This is a genomic window from Streptomyces sp. NPDC043996 (genome assembly GCF_056435225.1).
On the sequence record NZ_JBWKEY010000001.1, the window covers coordinates 965,894 to 985,300 of the forward strand.

14 protein-coding genes are annotated in these 19,407 nt (G+C 72.0%); 5 read left to right on the top strand and 9 right to left on the bottom strand.

Annotation, left to right across the window (positions count from 1 at the left end; all coding sequences use genetic code 11):
- Positions 1-42 precede the first annotated feature (42 nt).
- The 9 genes from AC07A4_RS04440 to hemL all read right to left on the bottom strand — a co-directional run bounded on the left by AC07A4_RS04440 (position 43) and on the right by hemL (position 9,867).
- A complete protein-coding gene (locus AC07A4_RS04440; RefSeq protein ID WP_478592678.1) occupies positions 43-996 on the bottom strand; it encodes a CU044_5270 family protein in 954 nt (317 codons plus the stop codon).
- A complete protein-coding gene (locus AC07A4_RS04445) occupies positions 993-1,622 on the bottom strand; it encodes an RNA polymerase sigma factor (protein ID WP_478592949.1) in 630 nt (209 codons plus the stop codon). Before AC07A4_RS04445 ends, AC07A4_RS04440 begins: the two co-directional genes overlap by 4 nt.
- A gap of 89 nt (positions 1,623-1,711) precedes the next feature.
- Positions 1,712-2,833: a c-type cytochrome biogenesis protein CcsB gene (gene ccsB, locus AC07A4_RS04450; RefSeq protein WP_478592680.1), complete on the bottom strand. Its 1,122-nt coding sequence runs from the start codon at positions 2,831-2,833 to the stop codon at positions 1,712-1,714.
- A complete protein-coding gene (resB, locus tag AC07A4_RS04455) occupies positions 2,830-4,707 on the bottom strand; it encodes a cytochrome c biogenesis protein ResB (RefSeq protein WP_478592682.1) in 1,878 nt (625 codons plus the stop codon). Before resB ends, ccsB begins: the two co-directional genes overlap by 4 nt.
- A 3-nt stretch (positions 4,708-4,710) precedes the next feature.
- The gene (locus AC07A4_RS04460; protein WP_478592684.1) at positions 4,711-5,499 is read right to left on the bottom strand and encodes a cytochrome c biogenesis CcdA family protein; all 789 of its coding nucleotides are present in this window, start codon (positions 5,497-5,499) and stop codon (positions 4,711-4,713) included.
- A 1-nt stretch (position 5,500) separates the two neighbouring features.
- Positions 5,501-6,148 (bottom strand): TlpA family protein disulfide reductase, encoded by a 648-nt coding sequence (locus AC07A4_RS04465; RefSeq protein WP_478592686.1) that lies wholly within the window; start codon positions 6,146-6,148, stop codon positions 5,501-5,503.
- A 103-nt stretch (positions 6,149-6,251) separates the two neighbouring features.
- On the bottom strand, positions 6,252-7,586 hold the full coding sequence (locus AC07A4_RS04470) for a polysaccharide deacetylase family protein (protein WP_478592688.1): 1,335 nt from the start codon (positions 7,584-7,586) through the stop codon (positions 6,252-6,254).
- Between the two features lie 251 nt (positions 7,587-7,837).
- Positions 7,838-8,536, bottom strand: a complete 699-nt coding sequence (locus AC07A4_RS04475; RefSeq protein ID WP_478592690.1) for a histidine phosphatase family protein — start codon at positions 8,534-8,536, stop codon at positions 7,838-7,840.
- Complete coding sequence (gene hemL, locus AC07A4_RS04480) at positions 8,533-9,867, bottom strand: glutamate-1-semialdehyde 2,1-aminomutase (protein WP_478592692.1); 1,335 nt, start codon at positions 9,865-9,867, stop codon at positions 8,533-8,535. Before hemL ends, AC07A4_RS04475 begins: the two co-directional genes overlap by 4 nt.
- 209 nt (positions 9,868-10,076) lie before the next feature.
- Here hemL and AC07A4_RS04485 point away from each other — a divergent pair, with 209 nt between their 5' ends.
- From AC07A4_RS04485 to fxsT, 5 genes are all read left to right on the top strand, one after another.
- A complete protein-coding gene (locus AC07A4_RS04485) occupies positions 10,077-10,673 on the top strand; it encodes a hypothetical protein (RefSeq protein WP_478592695.1) in 597 nt (198 codons plus the stop codon).
- Between the two features lie 160 nt (positions 10,674-10,833).
- Positions 10,834-11,868 (top strand): trypsin-like peptidase domain-containing protein, encoded by a 1,035-nt coding sequence (locus tag AC07A4_RS04490; protein ID WP_478592698.1) that lies wholly within the window; start codon positions 10,834-10,836, stop codon positions 11,866-11,868.
- On the top strand, positions 11,865-13,472 hold the full coding sequence (locus AC07A4_RS04495) for a VMAP-C domain-containing protein (RefSeq protein WP_478592700.1): 1,608 nt from the start codon (positions 11,865-11,867) through the stop codon (positions 13,470-13,472). Before AC07A4_RS04490 ends, AC07A4_RS04495 begins: the two co-directional genes overlap by 4 nt.
- Positions 13,473-13,592: 120 nt before the next feature.
- Positions 13,593-14,810, top strand: coding sequence for an AAA family ATPase (locus AC07A4_RS04500; protein WP_478592951.1), 1,218 nt, complete (start codon positions 13,593-13,595; stop codon positions 14,808-14,810).
- Positions 14,807-19,387, top strand: a complete 4,581-nt coding sequence (gene fxsT / locus AC07A4_RS04505) for an FxSxx-COOH system tetratricopeptide repeat protein (protein WP_478592703.1) — start codon at positions 14,807-14,809, stop codon at positions 19,385-19,387. The genes AC07A4_RS04500 and fxsT overlap by 4 nt, the downstream gene beginning before the upstream one ends.
- Positions 19,388-19,407: the final 20 nt, after the last annotated feature.

Genomic DNA, 19,407 nt, shown 5'->3' on the forward strand with positions numbered 1-19,407 from the left:
CTCCCCCAGGTCACGCACCCGGCTCCCGGGTCGGCGCCGCCGCTAGGGGCGTTCGCCCGCCTTGTCGACGATCTCGCGCTCCAGGACCGCGCTGTGCGCGGTCACCGTGCCCTTCTTGAAGCCGGTCGGCAGGTCCTCCACCGCCACCTGGCGCTCGCCGAGGAACCGCTTGGTCTTCTTGTCGAAGATCAGCTCCTGCCGTTCGCCGTCGTTCTCGCGGGCGATGGCCACGCCGTGCCGCCCGGCCGCGTCCACCGCGTCGTCGATCAGCTCGACGCCGGGGATCTTCGACGCGGCGAGGAAGAGGGCCGCGGCCTGCTTCGGCGGCATCAGGACACCGCAGAGTTCACTGACGTACACGAAGGCGTTCTGGTCCTCGCTCTCGCCCCCGGTCGCCACCCGGTACAACCAGTCCCGCATGTTGACCGGATCGGTCGGCAGCTTCTCCAGGCTGCGGTAGTTCCTGGAGGCCTCCACCAGGGGCAGGTCCGGCGGCGACAGCTCGTAGTTCCACTTCCGGAAGGGGACGTGCGACATCCCCGTGTGCTTGCCGTCGACCGACGCCCACCCCTCCGCCAGGTGCAGGGGCTCGAGGCGGGCCTTCACGTCACCCCCCGTCTGCACGTACCGCTCCTTCATCTTGGTGTAGACGAACTGGTCGTCCCGGATCTCCTTCGGTACGGGCTGCCGCTTCGCCGCCGCCGCGATGTCCTGGAGCATCGCCACCGTCTCCTTCGACGGCGGCCCTGCCTGCGCCGCATCGCCGCCGAAGGGCTGGGCGACCACCAGGCCCGCGGCGACCGCCGCGGCCACCGCCCCCGCGACCAGCGAAGGCCGCAGCCAGCGCCTGCCCTTGATGCTCCACCCCGTGTCGGCGGCGCTGTCCTCGTGCCGTATCTCGCTCAACAGATGCTCCCTCAGGCGCGGATGGCGGCCCGGCGGAAGGTCCCGCTCCAGCGGGGTCGGGAAGTCAGCACGGTCTTCGGGTGACTTCATCGGACGCCCTCCTCAATAGGCCCGACCGCGGTGGTGCGGTCATCTCTCATCTGTCCGCGCCCTTTGGGTGGTTCCATATATTTCGCGAGCTTTTTCCTGGCCCGGGAGAGGCGCGAGCGCACCGTCCCGACCGGGACGCCGAGTGCGCCCGCCGCCGCCTCGTAGCCGAGCCCCGACCACACGCACAGGGCGAGCACCTCGCGCTCGGCGCGGCGCAGCTTGGCGAGCGCCGTGCGCACGAGGGCCAGCTGCTCCCGGTCGTCGACGCGCCCGGCGACCTCGTCGGCGAAGTCGGCGACGGCCTCGGCGCGCGGAAGGCGGGCCACGGCGGCGGCGTGGCGGCGGGTCGCGCGCCGCTGGTTGCGGGTCACGTTCGTGGTGATGCCCAGCAGCCAAGGCCGCAGCGAGCCACCGTCGGCGTCGACCTTGTCGCGCAGCCGCCACGCCTCCAGGAAGGTCAGGGACACGAGGTCCTCGGCCGTCGACCAGTCGCCCGTCAGGCGGTAGGCGTGGTTGTAGACGGACCGGGCGTAGGTGTCGAAGAGCTCCCCGAACGCGTCGGGGTCGGAGCCCCTGATCCGTACCCGTAATCGCCGTCGCTGTTCCGCGAGTTCCCCCTCATTCATCTCCACGCTCTGTTGTCTGTCCGTACGACGAAGGCCGGTTCCCGTGACGTGGGTCACGGAAACCGGCCTTCGGGGCCTTCAGGGAGGGGTCAGACCCCGGCGTACGAGTGCTTGCCGCTGACGAAGATGTTCACGCCGTAGTAGTTGAACAGCCAGCAGCCGAAGGCGATCAGGGCCAGATAGGCGGCCTTGCGGCCCTTCCAGCCCGCGGTGGCGCGCGCGTGCAGGTAGCAGGCGTACGCGACCCAGGTGATGAAGGACCAGACCTCCTTGGGGTCCCAGCCCCAGTAGCGGCCCCAGGCGTCGCCCGCCCAGATCGCGCCCGCGATGATCGTGAACGTCCACAGCGGGAAGATCGCGGCGTTCATGCGGTACGTGAACTTGTCGAGGGAGGCCGACGCGGGCAGCCGCTCCATGACGGAGGTCGCGAACCGGCCCGGCGTGTCGCCGCGCTGGAGCTTGGCCTCGTAGGAGTCCTTGAAGAGGTACGCCGCTGTGGACACCGCGCCGACGTAGAAGGCGGCGCCGCAGAAGATGGCGGTCGAGACGTGGATCCACAGCCAGTACGAGTGCAGGGCGGGAACCAACTGGTCGCTGTCGGTGTACAAGACAGTGACGGCGAGACCGAGGTCGAGGAGGATCGTCGTGATCAGCGGCAGGCCGATCCAGCGGACGTTCTTCTTCAGGGCGAGCAGCGACAGGAAGACACCGACCGCGACCGTGGAGAAGGTGATGTTGAACTCGTACATATTGCCCCACGGCGCCCGCTCCACGGACAGCGCGCGGGTGACGACACCGGCGGCCTCGATGAGGAAGCCGAGGCCGATCAGGGACACGGCGATGCGGCCGTAGAGGTCGCCCTGCTCGTCCCCGGCCGCGGCGCCCGGGCCGTCCGGCACGTCACGGCTGCCCGCCGCGGCGCGCGTGACGACCTTCGGCGCGGCCTTCGGGCGCTCCAGGGTGGCCGTGCCGCCCTGGGAGCGCACGGTCACGGCGGGCGCGGCCGCCTTGGTGTCGGCTTCGGCGGCCCCGGCCGCGCTGGTGAGCGCGGCGGCCGTGCGGGCGACCTTGCTGCGGCTGCCGAACAGCCACTCCGCCATGAGCGCGAAGAAGGCGAGGAGGTAGACGGCCATCGCGGAGTAGATCAGCACATTGCTGATGTGCGCGAGGTTCTCGTTGGGTTCGGCGGCGAGGGTGGTGGCGAGCGTCACTTCTCAGCCCCTTCGGCAGGAACATCGGGGGTGGGGTCGGGTTGTTCGGTCACGGGGGCCGAGTCCTTGGCGGACGGTGTCGTCGAGTCCTTGGCGGACGGCGTCGCGGGGTCCTCGGCGGACGGCGTCGCGGAGTCCTCGGCGGACGGCGTCGCGGGGTCGCCGGGCTCGGGGTCCGGGAGCGCCTCGGTGTCCTCGGGCTCCGACGCCGTCGGTGCCCGCTCGTGGAGCGCGGCCGCGAGCGCGGCCAGCTCCTCGGGGACCTTCGCGGACTCGCTGCGGCCGAGGCCCGCCATCTCCACGACCGTGACGCCGTCGGCGCCGCGCACCGCCCGCACCCAGACGCGGCGGCGCTGGATGAACAGCGAACCGGCGAGGCCCGCGATCGCGGCGATCGCGCCGCCGAGCGCCCAGCCGCCGCCCGGCTCCCGGGAGATCTGGAAGGTGGCCCACTGCTTGAGCTCCTTCTCGAAGGTGATCGACCCGGCGCCGTTCGGCAGCTTCATGGTCTCGCCGATCTTGAGCCGCTTCTTCAGGAGCTCGCCGTTGGCGTCCTTGAACTTCCGCATCTTCTTCGTGTCCAGCTGGTACACGTTCTGCGGAATGCCGGAGTCCACGCCGAGGCTGCCGTGGTACGCGGAGAGCGCGAGCCGCGGATTGAAGGGCGCGGGGAACTGGGAGAACATCTGGCCCTTGCCGTCACCGGCGAACGTCGGCACGAAGAAGGCGTTGAAGCCGAGCTGCTCCTTCTTGCCGCTCGGGGCGCGGTAGCCGTCGAGGATCTTGATGGCGCCGGTGGCCGTGCCCATGGAGTCGATGGGAAGCAGCGGCACGGAGACCCGGGAGACGACCTTGCCGCGCCCGTCGCGGACGGTGACCGTGGGCGCGTATCCGTGGCCGATGAGGTAGGCCTTGGTGCCGTTGATCTCCAGCGGCTTGTTGACCTGGATGACCTTCTTCTTCTCGGGCCCGTGCGCGCCCTCGCTGTAGGTCACGTGCGCCTTGAAGGTGCGGGCGGTGCCGCGCTGGGGGCCCGTCATCTCGTACGAGCCCTCGAACCGGTCGAGCTTGAAGCTGAACGGCTCCAGGTCCTCGGTGCTGAAGAGGTTGCCGGACTTGAAGTCGTCGTACTGCGTGAGCGTGTTGGAGAACCCGTCGCCCTCCATGATCAGCTTGCCGCCCTCGGACTTGAACAGCTGTCCGGCCGCGAAGGCGATGAGCATCACGATCAGGGCGACATGGAAGCTCAGGTTCCCGGCCTCGCGCAGATAGCCCTTCTCCGCGGCGACGGCCCCGCCCACCTCGTGGGAGCGGAAGCGGCGCTGCTTGAGCAGGGCGAGCGCGGCCTTATTGACCTCCTCGGGCGCGGCGTCGGTGCGCCAGGTCGTGTACGCGGGCAGCCGCGTGAGCCGCTTGGGCGCGCCCGGCGGGCGGCCGCGGAGCTGGCCCACGAACTGCCAGGTGCGCGGCACGATGCAGCCGATGAGGGAGACGAAGAGCAGGATGTAGATCGCGGAGAACCACACCGAGCTGTAGACGTGGAACAGGCCGAGCTTCTCGTAGAGCGGCGCGAGCGTGGTGTGCGTGTCCTTGAAGTCCTGGACCTTCAGCTCGTCGGTGCCCTGCTGCGGGATGAGCGAGCCGGGGATCGAGCCGAGCGAGAGCAGCAGGAGCAGCAGGAGCGCGACCCGCATGGAGGTCAGCTGCCGCCAGAACCAGCGGATCCAGCCGATGAGGCCCATCGCGGGCACGGCGCCCGCGGTCTCCTCCAGGGGCGCGGTGCTCAGCTGGGCACCGGCGGTGCCGAGCTCGTCCCGGCCCTCGGGGGTGGCGTGGTCGGCGTCGCTCGTGGCGTCGGCCGTGGTTTTGCTCATGGATCAGATTCCCACCGAGTAGCCGTTGGACCAGACCTGCATCTGCTGCATGACGCTGTCCCAGACGCCGGTCAGCATCAGCAGTCCGGTCACGATCATCATGCCGCCGCCGATCCGCATCACCCAGGCATAGTGCCGCTTCACCCAGCCGAACGCGCCGAGCGCCTTGCGGAACGCGACGGCCGCGGCGATGAACGGGATGCCGAGGCCGAGGCAGTACGCGACGCCGAGGAGCGCGCCGCGCCGCGGGTCCGCGCCCTCGAAGGACAGCACGTTGACGGCCGCGAGCGTCGGGCCGATGCACGGCGTCCACCCTACGGCGAACAGGGCGCCCAGTATCGGGGCCCCCACGAGCCCGGTGGCGGGCCGCTTGTGGAAGCGGAACTCGCGCTGGGTGAGCCAGGGCATCAGGCCCATGAAGAACAGGCCGAGCAGGAGCATCACCACGCCGAGCACGTTCGTGACGGCGCTCTGGTGCTCCTTCAGGCTCTCCCCGAGCGCCCCGACGAACATCCCGGCGGGCACGAAGATCGCGGTGAAGCCGAGCACGAAGAGCCCGGCGCCCGCGACCATCCGGCCCCGCTTGGCCTCCTCCAGGTCCTGGCCGGTCACGCCGGTCACGTACGAGAGGTAGCCCGGCACGAGCGGCAGGACGCACGGGGAGAAGAAGGAGACGAGGCCGCCGAGCATCGCGACGGGGATCGCGAAGAGCAGGGCTCCGTTGAGGATGGTCTGGTTCGGCCCGGACGCGGCGAGCGTGGAGGCCGTGGTGAGGACGTCGGCGGCGGCCACGTCACTTCTCCGCGAGTACGGGGTCGATCATCTTGCGCAGCTTCTCCTCGTTGAGGGCCTGCTGCGAGCGCGCCGCGATCTTCCCCTCGCGGTCGATGACCAGCGTGGAGGGGATGAAGTTCGGGTTGAGCGTGCCCCGGGGGAAGCGCAGCATGAGCTTGCCCATGGGGTCGTGCAGGCTCGGGTACGTGATGCCCTTGTCCTTCTCGAAGGCGATCGCCGGGCCCTTCTGCGGGTCCTTGGTGTTGATCCCGAGGAACTCGACGCCCTTGGCCTTGGTGTCCTTGGCCACCTTCGCGAAGATCGGCGCCTCGGCCCGGCACGGCGCGCACCAGGAGCCCCAGACGTTCAGGACGACGATCTTGCCCTTGTACTTGGCGAGGCTGAGCTCCTCGCCTTCGAGGGTCTCGCCGTCGAGGTCGGGCGCGTCGTGCCGGTCGCCCTTGCTCACGGTGGAGATGCCGTCGGACCCGGTGACGAAGTTGGTCTTGCCGGAGCCGCCCGAGGTGCCCCCTGAGCCGCACGCCGAGAGGGTGAGCGCCGCGGCCGCCGCGCCCGCGGCCAGCAGTGTCGCGCGGCGGCGACGACTGCTGGCGCTGGGCTGAAGGCTGCGGTTCTGGCTGCGGGGGACGCGGCAGGCGGCACTCATGTGAAAAGTTTCGCATGCCCGATTCGGGGATCTACGACGCCCCCCGCGGTTGCGGAAAGTCCCATTTCAGACAGGGTTTCCGCGCGGTTCGCGAGCGCCTGGGTCAGGCCGCGTCGCCGGTGTCCCGCTCGGCGTCCTTGCGGCTGCCGCCGGTGCCCGCGCCGGACAGGAAGCTCTTCCAGCCACCGGCCGGGCGCTGTCCGACCTCCAGGCTGCGCAGCTTCTGCAGGACCTCGGGCTTCTGCACGTCGAGCCAGTCCACGAACTGCCTGAAGGAGACCAGGCGTACGTCCTTCTTGCCCGCGATGCCCTTGAGGGCCGCCTCGACGGCGTCCATGTAGATGCCGCCGTTCCACTGCTCGAAGTGGTTGCCGATGAAGAACGGCGCGCGGTTGGACTCATAGGCCCGCTTGAAGCCCGCGAGGTAGGCCTCGGTGGCCTGCTTGCGCCAGGCCGGGTAGTTGGCCGGCGGCGCCTTGGTGGAGTTCTTCGACTGGTTGGCGAGGATGTTGTAGTCCATCGAGAGGACCTCGAAGGAGTGGCCGGGGAAAGGTATCTGCTGCAGCGGCAGGTCCCAGATCCCGAGCTTCTTCTGGGGCCACATCTGGCGGCCGCCGGGCGAGGACGCGTCGTAGCGCCAGCCGAGCTTCTTCGCGGTCGGCAGCAGGTTGTCCTGGCCGAGCAGACAGGGCGTGCGGCCGCCGACGAGTTCCTTGTCGTAGTCGAAGGGCAGCGAGGGCAGATCCGTCCAGCCCGTGTTCGTGCGCCACTTCTTCACGAAGGACATCGCCTGGTCGATCTCGCTGCGCCACTGGGCGGGCGTCCAGTTGCCGACGGTTCCGGTGCCCGCGCAGAAGTGCCCGTTGAAGTGCGTGCCGATCTCATGGCCTTCCAGCCACGCCTGGCGCACGTACTTCAGCGTCTCCTTGATGTGGCCGTCGGTGAGGTAGCCGATGTCGGAGGCGCCCACGGAGTTGTTCGGCGGCCGGTAGAGCCGCTTCTTGGACTCCGGGAGCAGATAGAGACCGGAGAGGAAGAACGTCATCCGGGCGTCGTGTTCCTCGGCGAGCTTCAGGAAGCGCGGGAAGAGGCCGTTGCCGACCTCGCCCGCGCCGTCCCAGGAGAAGATCACGAACTGCGGCGGCGTCTCGCCGGGCTCAAGCGGCCGCGGCGCCTCGGGCTGCCTCGGCTGCTTGCCGGTGAACGACGTGGAGCCGTCGCCGATCGGCTTCGCGGGCCGCTCCGGCTTGGCGTCGCCGCCCTTGCCCTTGTCGCCGCCCGAGCCCGCGTCGCCGGAGCCGGAGCCCGACCCGCAGGCGGTCAGGCCGAAGGCCGCCGCGGCGCCGACACCCAGGCCGATCGCACCCCGGCGGCTGAGAGCACTCCGGCTCGCGGCCTGCTCCTCGGCGCCTATGTCCGTCCGGCTGTCGTCGCGCATTCCATCCCCATTCGTCGCGCCCTCGGTTGTGCAAAGGACAACCACTTAGAGGGCGCGACCTGGGGGCAGGTTCCTGCCAAGCCACACAAATCTGGGGTCTATGACAAAGAACAGACATTCCGCGCCATAGGGTGCCGACCCCGTCACCCGGCGCACACAGCCCACGCATGGCTGCCGCACAGCTAAGGCGGTCGTTCAGCCGCGGGCCGGCTGTGGCTGGTCGCGCAGTTCCCCGCGCCCCTTCGGGGCGCTCACGCCCCGAAGGCCTTGGCCTTCCCCTTCACCGGCTTGGCGCCCGCCAGCAGGTGCTTGGGGACGAGATCGCGCGCGGGCTCCGAATAACCCACAGAAACGATCTTGTCGCCGCGATAGGTGAACGTCGTCAGCGAGGCCAGCGTGCACTGCCGCTTGCGCGGGTCGTGCCACAGGCGCCGCTTCTCCACGAAGCTGCGCACGATCCAGATCGGCAGCTGGTGGCTCACGCACACCGCCTCGTGCCCGCGCGCCGCGTCCCGCGCCGCGTCGAGCGCGCCCATCATCCGTACGACCTGCTCGATGTACGGCTCGCCCCAGGACGGCTTGAAGGGGTTGACGAGGTGCTTCCAGTTGTCCGGGTTCTTCAGGGCGCCGTCGCCGACGCCGAAGGTCTTGCCCTCGAAGACGTTGTCCGCCTCGATGAGCCGCCCGTCCGTGGCCAGGTCCAGGCCGTGCGCCTTGGCGATCGGCGTGGCCGTCTCCTGCGCCCGGTCGAGCGGCGAGGCCACCACGTGCGTGACGTCCCGCGAGGACAGGTGCTCGGCGACCCGGTCGGCCATCCGCCGCCCGAGGTCCGACAGGTGGTAGTCGGGCAGCCGCCCGTAGAGGATGCCCTCGGGGTTGTGCACCTCGCCGTGGCGCATCAGGTGGACGACGGTGAGCTCGTCGCCCGTGTTCGTGGTGCCCGCGCTCATGCGGTGGCCTCCGGGGAGTTCGTGGCTTCGGCCGCGGCGCGCGCGGCGGCCGGAAGGGCGGCGGCGATCTTCTCGATCGCGCGCTCGTCGTGGGCGGTGGAGACGAACCAGGACTCGAAGGCCGACGGCGGCAGGTACACGCCCTGCGACAGCATCGAGTGGAAGAACGCGGTGAAGCGGAACGACTCCTGCGCCTTCGCGTCCTCGTAGTTACGGACCTCGCGGTCCGTGAAGAACACGGAGAACATGTTCGACGCGTTCTGCAGCCGGTGCGCCACACCCTCCTTGGTCAGCGCCTCGGTCACCAGGGCGCGCACCCGCGCGGAGACGGCGTCCACCGTGGCGTACGCGGCGTCGTCGAGCAGCCGCAGCTGCGCGAGGCCCGCGGCCGTCGCGACCGGATTGCCCGAAAGCGTGCCCGCCTGGTAGACGGGCCCGGCGGGCGCCAGGTGCGCCATCACGTCCGCGCGGCCGCCGAACGCGGCGGCGGGGAAGCCGCCGCCCATGACCTTGCCGAACGTCAGCAGGTCGGGCACCACGCCGTCGACGCCGAACCAGCCGGCCTTGCTGGTGCGGAAGCCCGTCATCACCTCGTCCGAGATGTACAGGGCGCCGTTCTTCTCGCAGGCCGCCTTCAGGCCCGCGTTGAAGCCGGGCCCCGGCGGCACCACGCCCATGTTCCCCGGCGACGCCTCCGTGATCACGCAGGCGATCTGGCCGGGGTGGTTGTGGAAGGCCTCGTGCACGGCCTCAAGGTCGTTGTACGGCAGGACGATGGTGTCGCCCGCCTGCGCGCCCGTGACGCCCGGCGTGTCCGGCAGGCCGAGCGTCGCGACGCCGGACCCGGCCGCGGCGAGCAGGGCGTCCACGTGCCCGTGGTAGCACCCGGCGAACTTGATCACCTTGGCGCGCCCGGTGAACCCGCGGGCGAGCCGGATGGCGGACATCGTCGCCTCGGTGCCGCTGGACACGAGCCGGACCTGCTCGACGGGCGCGACGCGGGCCACGATCTCCTCGGCGAGCGCCACCTCGCCCTCGCCGGGCGTGCCGAAGGAGGTGCCGCGCGCGACGGCCTCCTGGACGGCGGCGACGACCTCCGGGTGGGCGTGCCCGAGGATCATGGGACCCCACGAGCACACGAGGTCGACGTAATCACGGCCGTCGGCGTCCGTCAGGTACGGACCGGTACCGGACACCATGAAGCGGGGCGTACCCCCCACCGCGCGGAACGCGCGCACGGGCGAGTTCACACCGCCGGGCGTCACGGCCGCCGCACGGTCGAAAAGAGTCTGCGAAACTGGGGCGCTATACGGGAAGCTCACATGAACCATGGTGTCAGAGGGTTCGGACGTCGTGCCGGGGCCTCCTGTACGGCGGCTTTCCGCCACCGCGGCCCTCCTCCCAGGGCAGTGGTGCGGAAATCCTGTGGACTGGTGTTTCACCCCACGTTTCGGCGGGTGACCGTGGGGGAGGTCACTGACACGATGATCGGGTTGCGCGGCAAGGTCCGCGCGCCTTAGAAAAGCAGTCGGGTGGAGATATGCAGCGCGGTGGTGGACTGGGCGAGGGGACCGACGGCCTGGGCCCCCGGCGTGCCCGGCGGGGAAAGCACCGGCGAGATGCGGAGCCGGCCCCGGCCCCCGAGCAGCGGGCCCCGGACAGAGCGAGGCGTGAGCGCACGGGAAGCAGGAGTGGCGGGGTGGGGGTGACGTACAAATACTTCGGCGCCCCGGACGGAGCGACCGCGGCCCGCGTGCCGATCTCCATGCGCCCCGAGGAACTCGGCGGTGACGAACTCGGCATGGGCGGCATGTTCACCAAGATCAAGCCGGAGACGATGGCCGCGATGGTCCTCACCGGCATCGAGGGCATACCCCTGCACAAGGTCCCCCCGCTCGAACTGGTCGTCCTCCACCCCGACTACGCGGTCGTGAAGCTCCCCATGACGGTCGTCGACCCGCTGCGCGGCATCGGCGAGGAGTCGGTCGGCGCCGCCGCCTTCATCTGGTCCACGGTGCCCGACCGCGGCGGCCCCCGGGACGCGTTCAACGTGTATCAACTCCTGCACGAGTGGCAGGACTTCAGCCACCGCCTGCACGACGCGGGCCACCAGGCGTACTGCCTGGTCTGGCCGTAAGCACCGGGTTCCCCGGGTAGTCACCGGGGGACCGACGGGTGAAGGCCCGGCATACCCCGGTGCGCGCAGCGCCGGTGCGCGGAGCGTGCGTCCTTCGTACGCTGGTTTCCTGCGGGGAAGTGCGCGCCGTCGGATCCGTGCCGGGGGAAGGGGCGGGGCAGTGGCCGAGGGGGATGGGCAGAGCACGCCCGCGGCGGGGCGCGTGCGCGTCCTCACGCCGACGGGTGCCTTACGGGGCGCCGGCATCCTGGTGATGCCCGGGCTCGTGCTGACCTGCGCGCACGTGGTCGCGGGCGCCCTGCGCGTGCGGGCGGGCCTCGATCCCCCCGCCGGAGCGGTCCGCCTGGACGTCGGCGGCCGCCCGGACGCGGAGCGGGGCGAGGCCACGGTCGTGCCCGGCGGCTGGTTCCCCGGCCCGCTCGACGGAGTGCCGGGCGGCGACCTCGCGGTCCTCACCACCGGCTGGCGGCCGCCCGACGACATCGGGTGCGCGCCGCTCGGGCCGTGCGGGGACCCCGACCAGCGCGAAGTGAGCGTGTACGGCCACCCCGCCCGCGCCCCCGACGGGCTGTGGTCGAGGGCCGGCCTTGTGGGCCGCGGGGGGCCGCACAGGGACTGGGTGCAACTCGAAGGGCTGGGCTCCGCCACCGCCTGGATCGAGCCGGGCTTCAGCGGCGCGGGCGTCTGGGACCCCGCCACCGGCAAGGTGGTGGGCATGCTCACGGCCGCGCTCGGCGACAAGGGCGTCAAAGCCGCGTGGATGCTCCCCATGGAGGCGGCGGCCCGCCTGTGGCCACCGCTCGCCCCGTCGGTGCGCGACGGGCGCCCCCCGGCCCCGGGCGCTTGGGGGCCCGAGGCGGCGCGCGAAGTCCCCGTACCAGCCCCTGCGACGCCCACCGACGGGCAGCAATTCGCCCTCGCCGACGCCCTTTTGAAGGTTCCTCAGATCGAGGACGACGGCGGGGCGACGCTGCGGCGGCTGCTGCCCGCGCCGCTGCGGCACGGGGTGCGCGACCACCCAAGGCCCCGGCTCCAGGTCTTCTATCTCGTCCAGGCGTGTGTCGAGCACCGCGAGGGCCGGGACTCGCTCGTGGCGGCCCTGCGGCTCCTCGACGACGCGTCACGGCCCGCGCGGGCGGCGCTCGCCCTGATCGACGAGGTGTGGCCGAAGGCTCCGGGCGGCGATGCCCCGTGACCCAGTCCTGGGGACCGCCCAAGATCGTGCTCGACGCCCTCGACGGGGTACCGGCCTTCGACGAGTCGACCACCCTGCGCGAGTGCGTCCGCATGGTCGGCCGGGCCATCGGCGCGACGGTCACCGTGCCGGACAGCCCCCGGCGGCGCACGTACCTCTCCTCGCTCCTGATGGCGATCCTGGAGTACCCCGACGGTCTCCAGGTGCTCGGCGGCGTCGTCGAACTCCTGGAAGGCAACACCCGCTACACCGAACGCGTGCGCACGGCGATCGCGGTGGCGGACGCGCCGCTGTTCCCGCCGGAGGACTGGTCGCGCCTGATGGTCCCGCTCGGCGGCCTGGAGGTGCTCGACGTCGCCGGGGCCTACCAGGACGTCATGCGGCACAGCGCCGACCCGCTGCCCCCGCACTGCACGGAGCCGTGGCTGGCCGTCGTGCACGCGGCCACGCTCAACGCCCGCCCCGGCGAACTGCCGCCCTGCGTCCTGCTCGTGGAGCACCTCGCGCGCTACGCGAAGGGCCAGCAGCAACAGGACCTCCTGGACTGGGTGGCCGAGCACCGCGCCCGCCCCGAGGCCTACCGCGGCGGCCCCGCCCTGCCCGCGCCGCGCCACGGCGAGCAGGCCCGCCCGCCGACGTACCAGGACGTACCGGCCAAGCCCCGCGATACGGCCCTAGCCGTGGCGGCGGGGGCGGAATCCGGCCTTCTTGGCCGCCCGGTCCGGGCCGCGGCGCCCGCCCCCGCGCCGCCGGTGCGGTCCTTCGGCCAGGAGCCGGTGTGGGCGCCCGGCGCCTGTCTGCTCATCCGCCTGCGCCCGCTGCCCGACCCCGACCACGACGGCGAGCGGCTCCTGTCCTACTGGTGGCAGATCGAGGGACCCGAGCCCTATCCCGTGCGCGGCGGAGATCTGCGCATCGACGTCACCGAGCTGCCCGAACAGGTGAAGTCCCTGGTGGAGGACGCGGAGACGGGCTGGGCCTACTTCTGCAAGGAAGACCTCACGCTGGAATTCGTGCTGCCCCGCGAACTGCTCTGCCTGCCCGTGGAGCAGTGGGCGAAGAAGGGCTTCCACGGCGCGGACGGCAGCCTCGGGGAGGACCACCCGGTGGTGCTCAGGAGCCTCGAAAGGATGGAACGCACGGACACCCATGGACGCTGGGCGCGCCGCTGGGACGCGCTCCTGACGGGCTGCGCGGGGCCCGTGCACTGGTTCCCCGACGACGGCCGCTCCCGGCTCCTGTCGGACCCGCGGCGCGTGATGGTGGTCCTCAGTGACGCGCCGGGCCGCCCCGGCGGACAGGGCGCGGGCGTCGACGAGCTGGCGGAGTCGCTGCGGGCGGGGGTGCCGATCGTGGTGTGGGACAGGCGGGGCGGCGTCGATCCGGTGTTCCGCGACGAACTGGCCGACTTGGCCGCTCGCACCGGAATCCACCAACTACCAGATGCAGTCCGATCGTTGCGCATAGAGGCGAAAGGCGGGGATGCTGCTGAGGGCGACTCCTCTACGCTCGGTCGCCATGCAGCACTGCTCTGGGACGATCCGTACCGCCTCCCCGGAGGGGGCGGGGCCATGGCGGATTCTTCCGCACAGGGGGGAGGGTAGGACGCGATGCTTCCCGAGGACGGCGAAGCCGAGGGGATCCGCCCGGTCGACGAGACGGACGACACGGACACCATGGACGACACGGACGCCACGGATGCCACGGACGTCCGGTCACAGGACATGACCGGGGCCCCGGAGGCGAAGGACCCCGGCACGCTGTCCGCGCCCGGCGCCGAAGGACCCGGACCCGTCTCCCCCAGCCAGAGCCGATGGTGGATCTACCGCGGCTCGGGCCAGCCCCTGTACGACACCAGCCTGCGCGAGCTGCTGCCCGAACCGCCGCCCTGGCGCAGGTTCACCGGCGGCCCCGTGGTGGCGCCGCCCCCGGCCGACGACGAGGAGGCCGAGCGCAGGCTCGGGCGGCCCTCGGGAACGCCCGCGCTGTCCGAACAGCTGCGCCGCGAGGCCGACATGGTCAACGCCGCGCTGCTGCTGCGCCGCCCGCTCCTCGTGACCGGCAGGCCCGGCACCGGCAAGAGCAGCCTCGCCTACCGCATCAGCCGCGAACTGCGCCTCGGCAGGGTCCTGCGCTGGCACATCACCAGCCGGACGACTTTGCGTTCGGGACTGTACGAGTACGACGCGATCGGCCGCGTGCAGGACTCGGCCGCCTTACGCGCGCTGCGTACGGCCGACGGCGCGCCCCCGGCGGACGGCCGCGCGGCGGGCGCGGGCGACGAGCAGCTTCCCGGCATCGGCGACTACGTCCAGCTCGGCCCGCTGGGAACGGCGCTGCTCCCGTACGAGACCCCGCGCGTGCTGCTGATCGACGAGCTCGACAAGAGCGACCAGGACCTCGCGAACGACCTGCTCAGCGTCTTCGAAGAGGGCCAGTTCCCGGTCTCCGAGCTGCTGCGGGCCAGGCGGCGCCACCCGCGCGTGACCGTCCTGACCGACGACCCGTTGGGCAGCGCCGAGATCACCGGCGGCGTCGTCCGCTGCCGGGCCTTCCCGATCGTGGTCATCACCTCCAACGGCGAGCGCGAGTTCCCGCCCGCCTTCCTGCGCCGCTGTTTGCGGCTGCGGATGCCCGATCCCGATCGGGCCCAGCTCGTCGAGATGGTGCGGGCGCACCTGGCGCGCCCGCCGGACGGGGCGCGGGACGCGGCCCCCGCGGCCTCCGCCGCCGCTGCCGCGTACGCCGAGGACGGCGATCTGATCGAGCGGTTCCTGCGGCGCAGCCAGGAGCGCGGCGGCCTGGCCGTCGACCAACTGCTCAACTCCGTGTACCTGGCGACTTCAGGGCGCCTCCCCGCCGACGAGGAGGCGCTGGCGGAGCTCGTTGACGCGCTGTGGCACCGGCTCGACGGAGCGGGGGCGGAATCGAGGAACGGATGACGAGCGCGCCGGCCGCCGCCTCCGAGCCGCCGCCCCCGCCCGCCCGGCAGGGCGGGCGGGCCCCCGCCGTCCGCGAGGAGTCCGCCCCCACGTGGACGGAGCTCGCGGACGCCCTGTACCTGGCGGCCTTCCAGGACGCCGCATCGACCGCGTTCCCCGGCACGGCGACGGCCCGGAGCACGGACCGCGCCCTGCGCACCGAGGACCCGCCGCCGCCGGTGCCGGGCGGCCGCCGTCCGGGCCGGGGCGCCCAGGGTCCACAGGAGGAGTCGGCAGAGACCCACGAGCGGGCGCCGCTTGCGGCCGCGGCACCGGTCCGGCCGCTCGCCGGGGCGCGCCGGGGCGCCGGGAGCGCGGAGGCCGACCAGACCGCCGTGCCCGACCGGCCCCGGCTCGCCGAATCCCTCGCGCTCGGCCGCTCCCTGCGCCCCCTGCGCCTGTTCCGCTCCTCGCCCCACGACCTGGAACTGGACGAGGAGGCGACCGCCGAGCGGGCCGCGGTGGAGGACCTGTGGACGCCGGTGTGCCGCTCGCTGCCGGAGCGCCGCCAGGACCTGCTGCTCCTCGTCGACGAGGGCCCGTCCATGGCGCTGTGGCGCAGGACGGCCCGGCAGATCGGCGCGCTGATGGAGCAGACCGCCGCCTTCCGCACGGTCCGGCGGGTGTCCTGGCGCCTGGAGGAGGCCGCCGAGGCGGCGGCGCGGGCCGCGGCGCCGGGGGCCCGGCAGCTGGTCCTGATCGTCACGGACGGCGGCCACGACGCCTGGCGCGACGGCCGGGCGGCCGCGCTCCTGCACCGCCTGGCCAGCTCGTCGCCCACCGCCGTCCTGAACGTGCTGCCGCAGCACCTGTGGGACCTCACGCTCCCCACGGTCACCACGGCCCGGCTTCGGGCCGCGTCCCCGGCCGAGCCCAACCGCCGCTACGACGCCGAGTCGTGCCCCGCCGACGCCGACGCGCTCGGGCCGCACGCGGTCCCCGACCCCGCCCCCGCCGACGCCGTCGCCGTGCCCGTGGTCGAGCTGCGCCCGGAGTCCCTCGCCCGCTGGTCCCGGCTCGTCGCCGCGGCCGACGGCAGCGAGTGGCACCGCCTGGCCGCGCTTCTGACCGCGCCGGAGGGCGATGTGCGCGCCAAGGAGGCCGAGCGGGTGCCGGGGAGGCTCGCGGACGTCCTCCTGGGGCCGGACGCCGAACGGGACGCGGGCGGTGCGGCCGGTGGGGTCCGTGCGGCGCCTTCGGCGGAGGCACGCGCGGCGCGGGCCGCCGCCATGGTGCGCCGCTTCCGCGCGGTCGCGTCGCCCGCGAGCTTCGCCCTGGCGAAGCGGATGGCGGCGGTCCCGTTGAATCTGCCCGTGATGCGGCTGCTCCAACAGGCCGCGCAGGGCACGCAGTTCTGGAACCTCGCGGAGCTCATGCTGCTCGGCCTGGTCCGCCGCAGCGACGCGGCGGCCGACGTCGAGGACGCGCACCGCGTGTCGTTCGACTTCGCCGACGGCGTGCGCGACGAACTCCTGGCCCTTGGGCGGCGCGCGGACACGATCGCGGCGCTGCGGCAGGTCCAGGACTTCCTCGGGCCGCGGCTCGAAGCGCTGTGGGAGGGGGGCGGCGCCCTCGTCGCGCCGGACGGCGATCCCGCCGACCCGCCGATCACCGACCAGACCCGCCCTTTCGTGACCCACCTCTACACCGCGCTGTGCGCCCTCTCGGGGCCCTATCTCGCCCGTGCCAACCATCTCGGAAGGCTCTTGCAACGCCATGCGGCAGGCCCGCGCGCCCTGACTCAGGACGGCTCCTTTACATCAGGACATAAGCCATCATTACAGTACTCACAGGCTGATAGCGGGTCAAACTTGAAAAAGAGCCATCAAACTGCGATACGGTACCGGCCGCAGGCCCAGGCGAACGCCCCGAGCCGCACGGGCTCTTCGGCATCGCCCCCATCCCAGGCCGCCCCGCCCACGACACCCCGCACGACGCCCGCCACCCCCGCCGCCGCGTCGTCGCCCCCGCCGAACTCCCCTTCCCCCCGTTCACACCCTGGAGGCCCCGCCGTGTCTGCCGGCCTGCCGGTCGCCCCGGGCCCTCGCGGCCCGCACGACCCGCCCCGAATCTGGGGGAACGTACCGCAGCGCAACAGGAACTTCACCGGCCGCGAGGTCCTGCTCGAACAGCTGCAGGACCGCCTCGGCACCGGAGTCACCGCGGTACTCCCCGAGGCGCTCCACGGGATGGGCGGTGTCGGGAAGTCACAGATCGCCGTCGAATACGTCTACCGGCACAGCCGCGACTACCGCCTCATCTGGTGGGTGGCCTCCGAGCAGGAGAACCAGATCGTCCAGTCACTCATCGAACTGGGCGAGCAGATGGGACTCCAGGCGGGCTCCGAGATCACGGCGGTCCCCGCCGTCCTCGACGCCCTGCGCCGCGGCGAGCCCTACAGCGACTGGCTGCTCGTGTTCGACAACGCGGAGGACCCGAAGGAGGTACGCAAGTACTTCCCCAGCGACGGACCCGGCCGCATCCTCGTCACCTCCCGCAACGTCCAGTGGTCCCACACCGCCAGCTCCCTAGAGGTGGATGTGTTCGCCCGCGAGGAAAGCATCTCGCTGCTGCGCCGCCGCAGCCCCGAGCTCCCCGACGACGCCGTCAACCACCTCGCGGCCTCCCTCGGCGACCTGCCCCTCGCCGTCGAACAGGCCTCGGTCTGGCTGGCCGAGACGGGCATGCCCGTCCAGCAGTACCTGGAACTCTTCGAACGCAAGTGGGCCGAACTCCTCCAGTCCGACCCGCCGCCCGACTACGAGATGCCGGTCGCCGCCGCCTGGAACGTCTCCCTGGAACGGCTCCGCGAGGACCGCCCTGACGCCCTCCAACTCCTCCAGGTCTGCGCGTTCTTCGCGCCCGAGCCCATCTCCTGGGACCTGTTCTCCGCCGTCCGCGGCATCTCCGTACCGCAAGAACTCCAGTCCGCGCTCGACGACCCCGTCAAACTCGGCCGCGCCGTCCGCGAGATCGGCCGCTACGCCCTGGCCCGCATCGACCACCGCCAGTCCACCGTCCAGCTGCACCGCCTGGTCCAGCGCGTCCTCGTCGAGCAGATGAACCCCCAGGAGCGCGCCCAGATGCGCCACGCGGCGCACCAGCTCCTGTCCAACGCCGACCCCAGGAACCCCCAGCGCGCCACGTTCTGGCCGCGCTACTCCTCCCTCCTGACCCATCTGCGCGCCTCCAACGCCGTCGAGTGCGAGGAGGGCTGGACCCGCCGCCTCGTCCTGAACGAGGTGTGGTTCCTGCGCGCCCGCGGCGACTACGCGGCCGCGCTCAACCTCGGCGAACGCGCCTCGGAGATCTGGCGCGAGCGCCTGGGCCAGGACCACGAGGAAGTCCTCGCCATAGACCAGCAGATCGCGGGCACCGTACGCGAGCAGAACCTCGACCTCGACCGCGCCTTCCGCATGCAGGCCGACCTCGTCGAGCGCTACCGCAGGGCCCTCGGCGAAACCCACGAGAACACCCTCCAGGCCCAGAGCTTCATGGCGGGCAACCACCGCATCCGCGGCAACTTCTACGAAGCCAGGGAGATCGACCAGCGGGTCTACGAGACCAGCCTCGCGGAGTTCGGCCCCGACGACCCGGCGACGCTGCTCACCGCCCACAACTACGCGGTCAGCCTGCGCCTCGCCGGCGCCCCCGCACAGGCACGCGACCTCGACCACGACACCTGGCAGCGCCGCGTGGAGGTCCTCGGCGAGGACCACCTGTACACCCTGACCACCTACAACGCCTACCTCCTCGACCTCCAGGAGGTCGGCCGCTACGAGGAGGCCCTCGAAGGCTACGAACAGCTCGTCGAGGACCTGCGCGAACAGCTCGGCGGCGACCACTGGTTCACCGCCCAGGTGGTCCGCAACCTCTGCGTGACGCGCCGCAAGAAGGGCGACCACGAAGGCGCCTACGAACTCTCCACGCCCTATATCTCCATGGTCCGGGGCCGCTTCGGCGAGCGCAGCCGCCAGTTCCTGACGATGGCCATCAGCCACGCCAACGACCTGCGCCAGGTCGGCAAGCTCCAGGAGTCGCGCGCGCTGACCGAGCAGGCCCTGGAACACCACCGCGGCCTGTACGGCCGCGAACACCCGCACAGTCACGCCATGGCCATGAACCTCGCCGTGACCCTGCGGCTGCTCGGCCAGAACGAGGCCGCCCTGGCCCTGGACCAGGAGATCGTCGACGGCCTGACCCGGGCCCTCTCGGCGGAGCACCCCCGCACCCTCCTCGCCCGGATGAACCTGGCCAGCGACCACTTCGCCCTCGGCGACGCCACCCGGGCCCACGAGATCGACGCCGCGGTGGCCGAGGAGGCGGCACGGCTGCGCGAACGGCACCCGGCGAACCTCGCCGTCCAGCTGAACCTCAGCCACGACCTCAAGGCGCTCGGCCGCACCGAGGAGAGCGGGCGCCTGCTCGATGACGCCCTGGCCACCTACCGCACCATCCTCGGCCCCTCCCACCCGGCCACCCGCGACGCCGAGAAGGGCCTGCGGGCCAACGCCGACATCGACCTGATCTCGCTCTGATCGCGCGCTGGTCTTGCGCT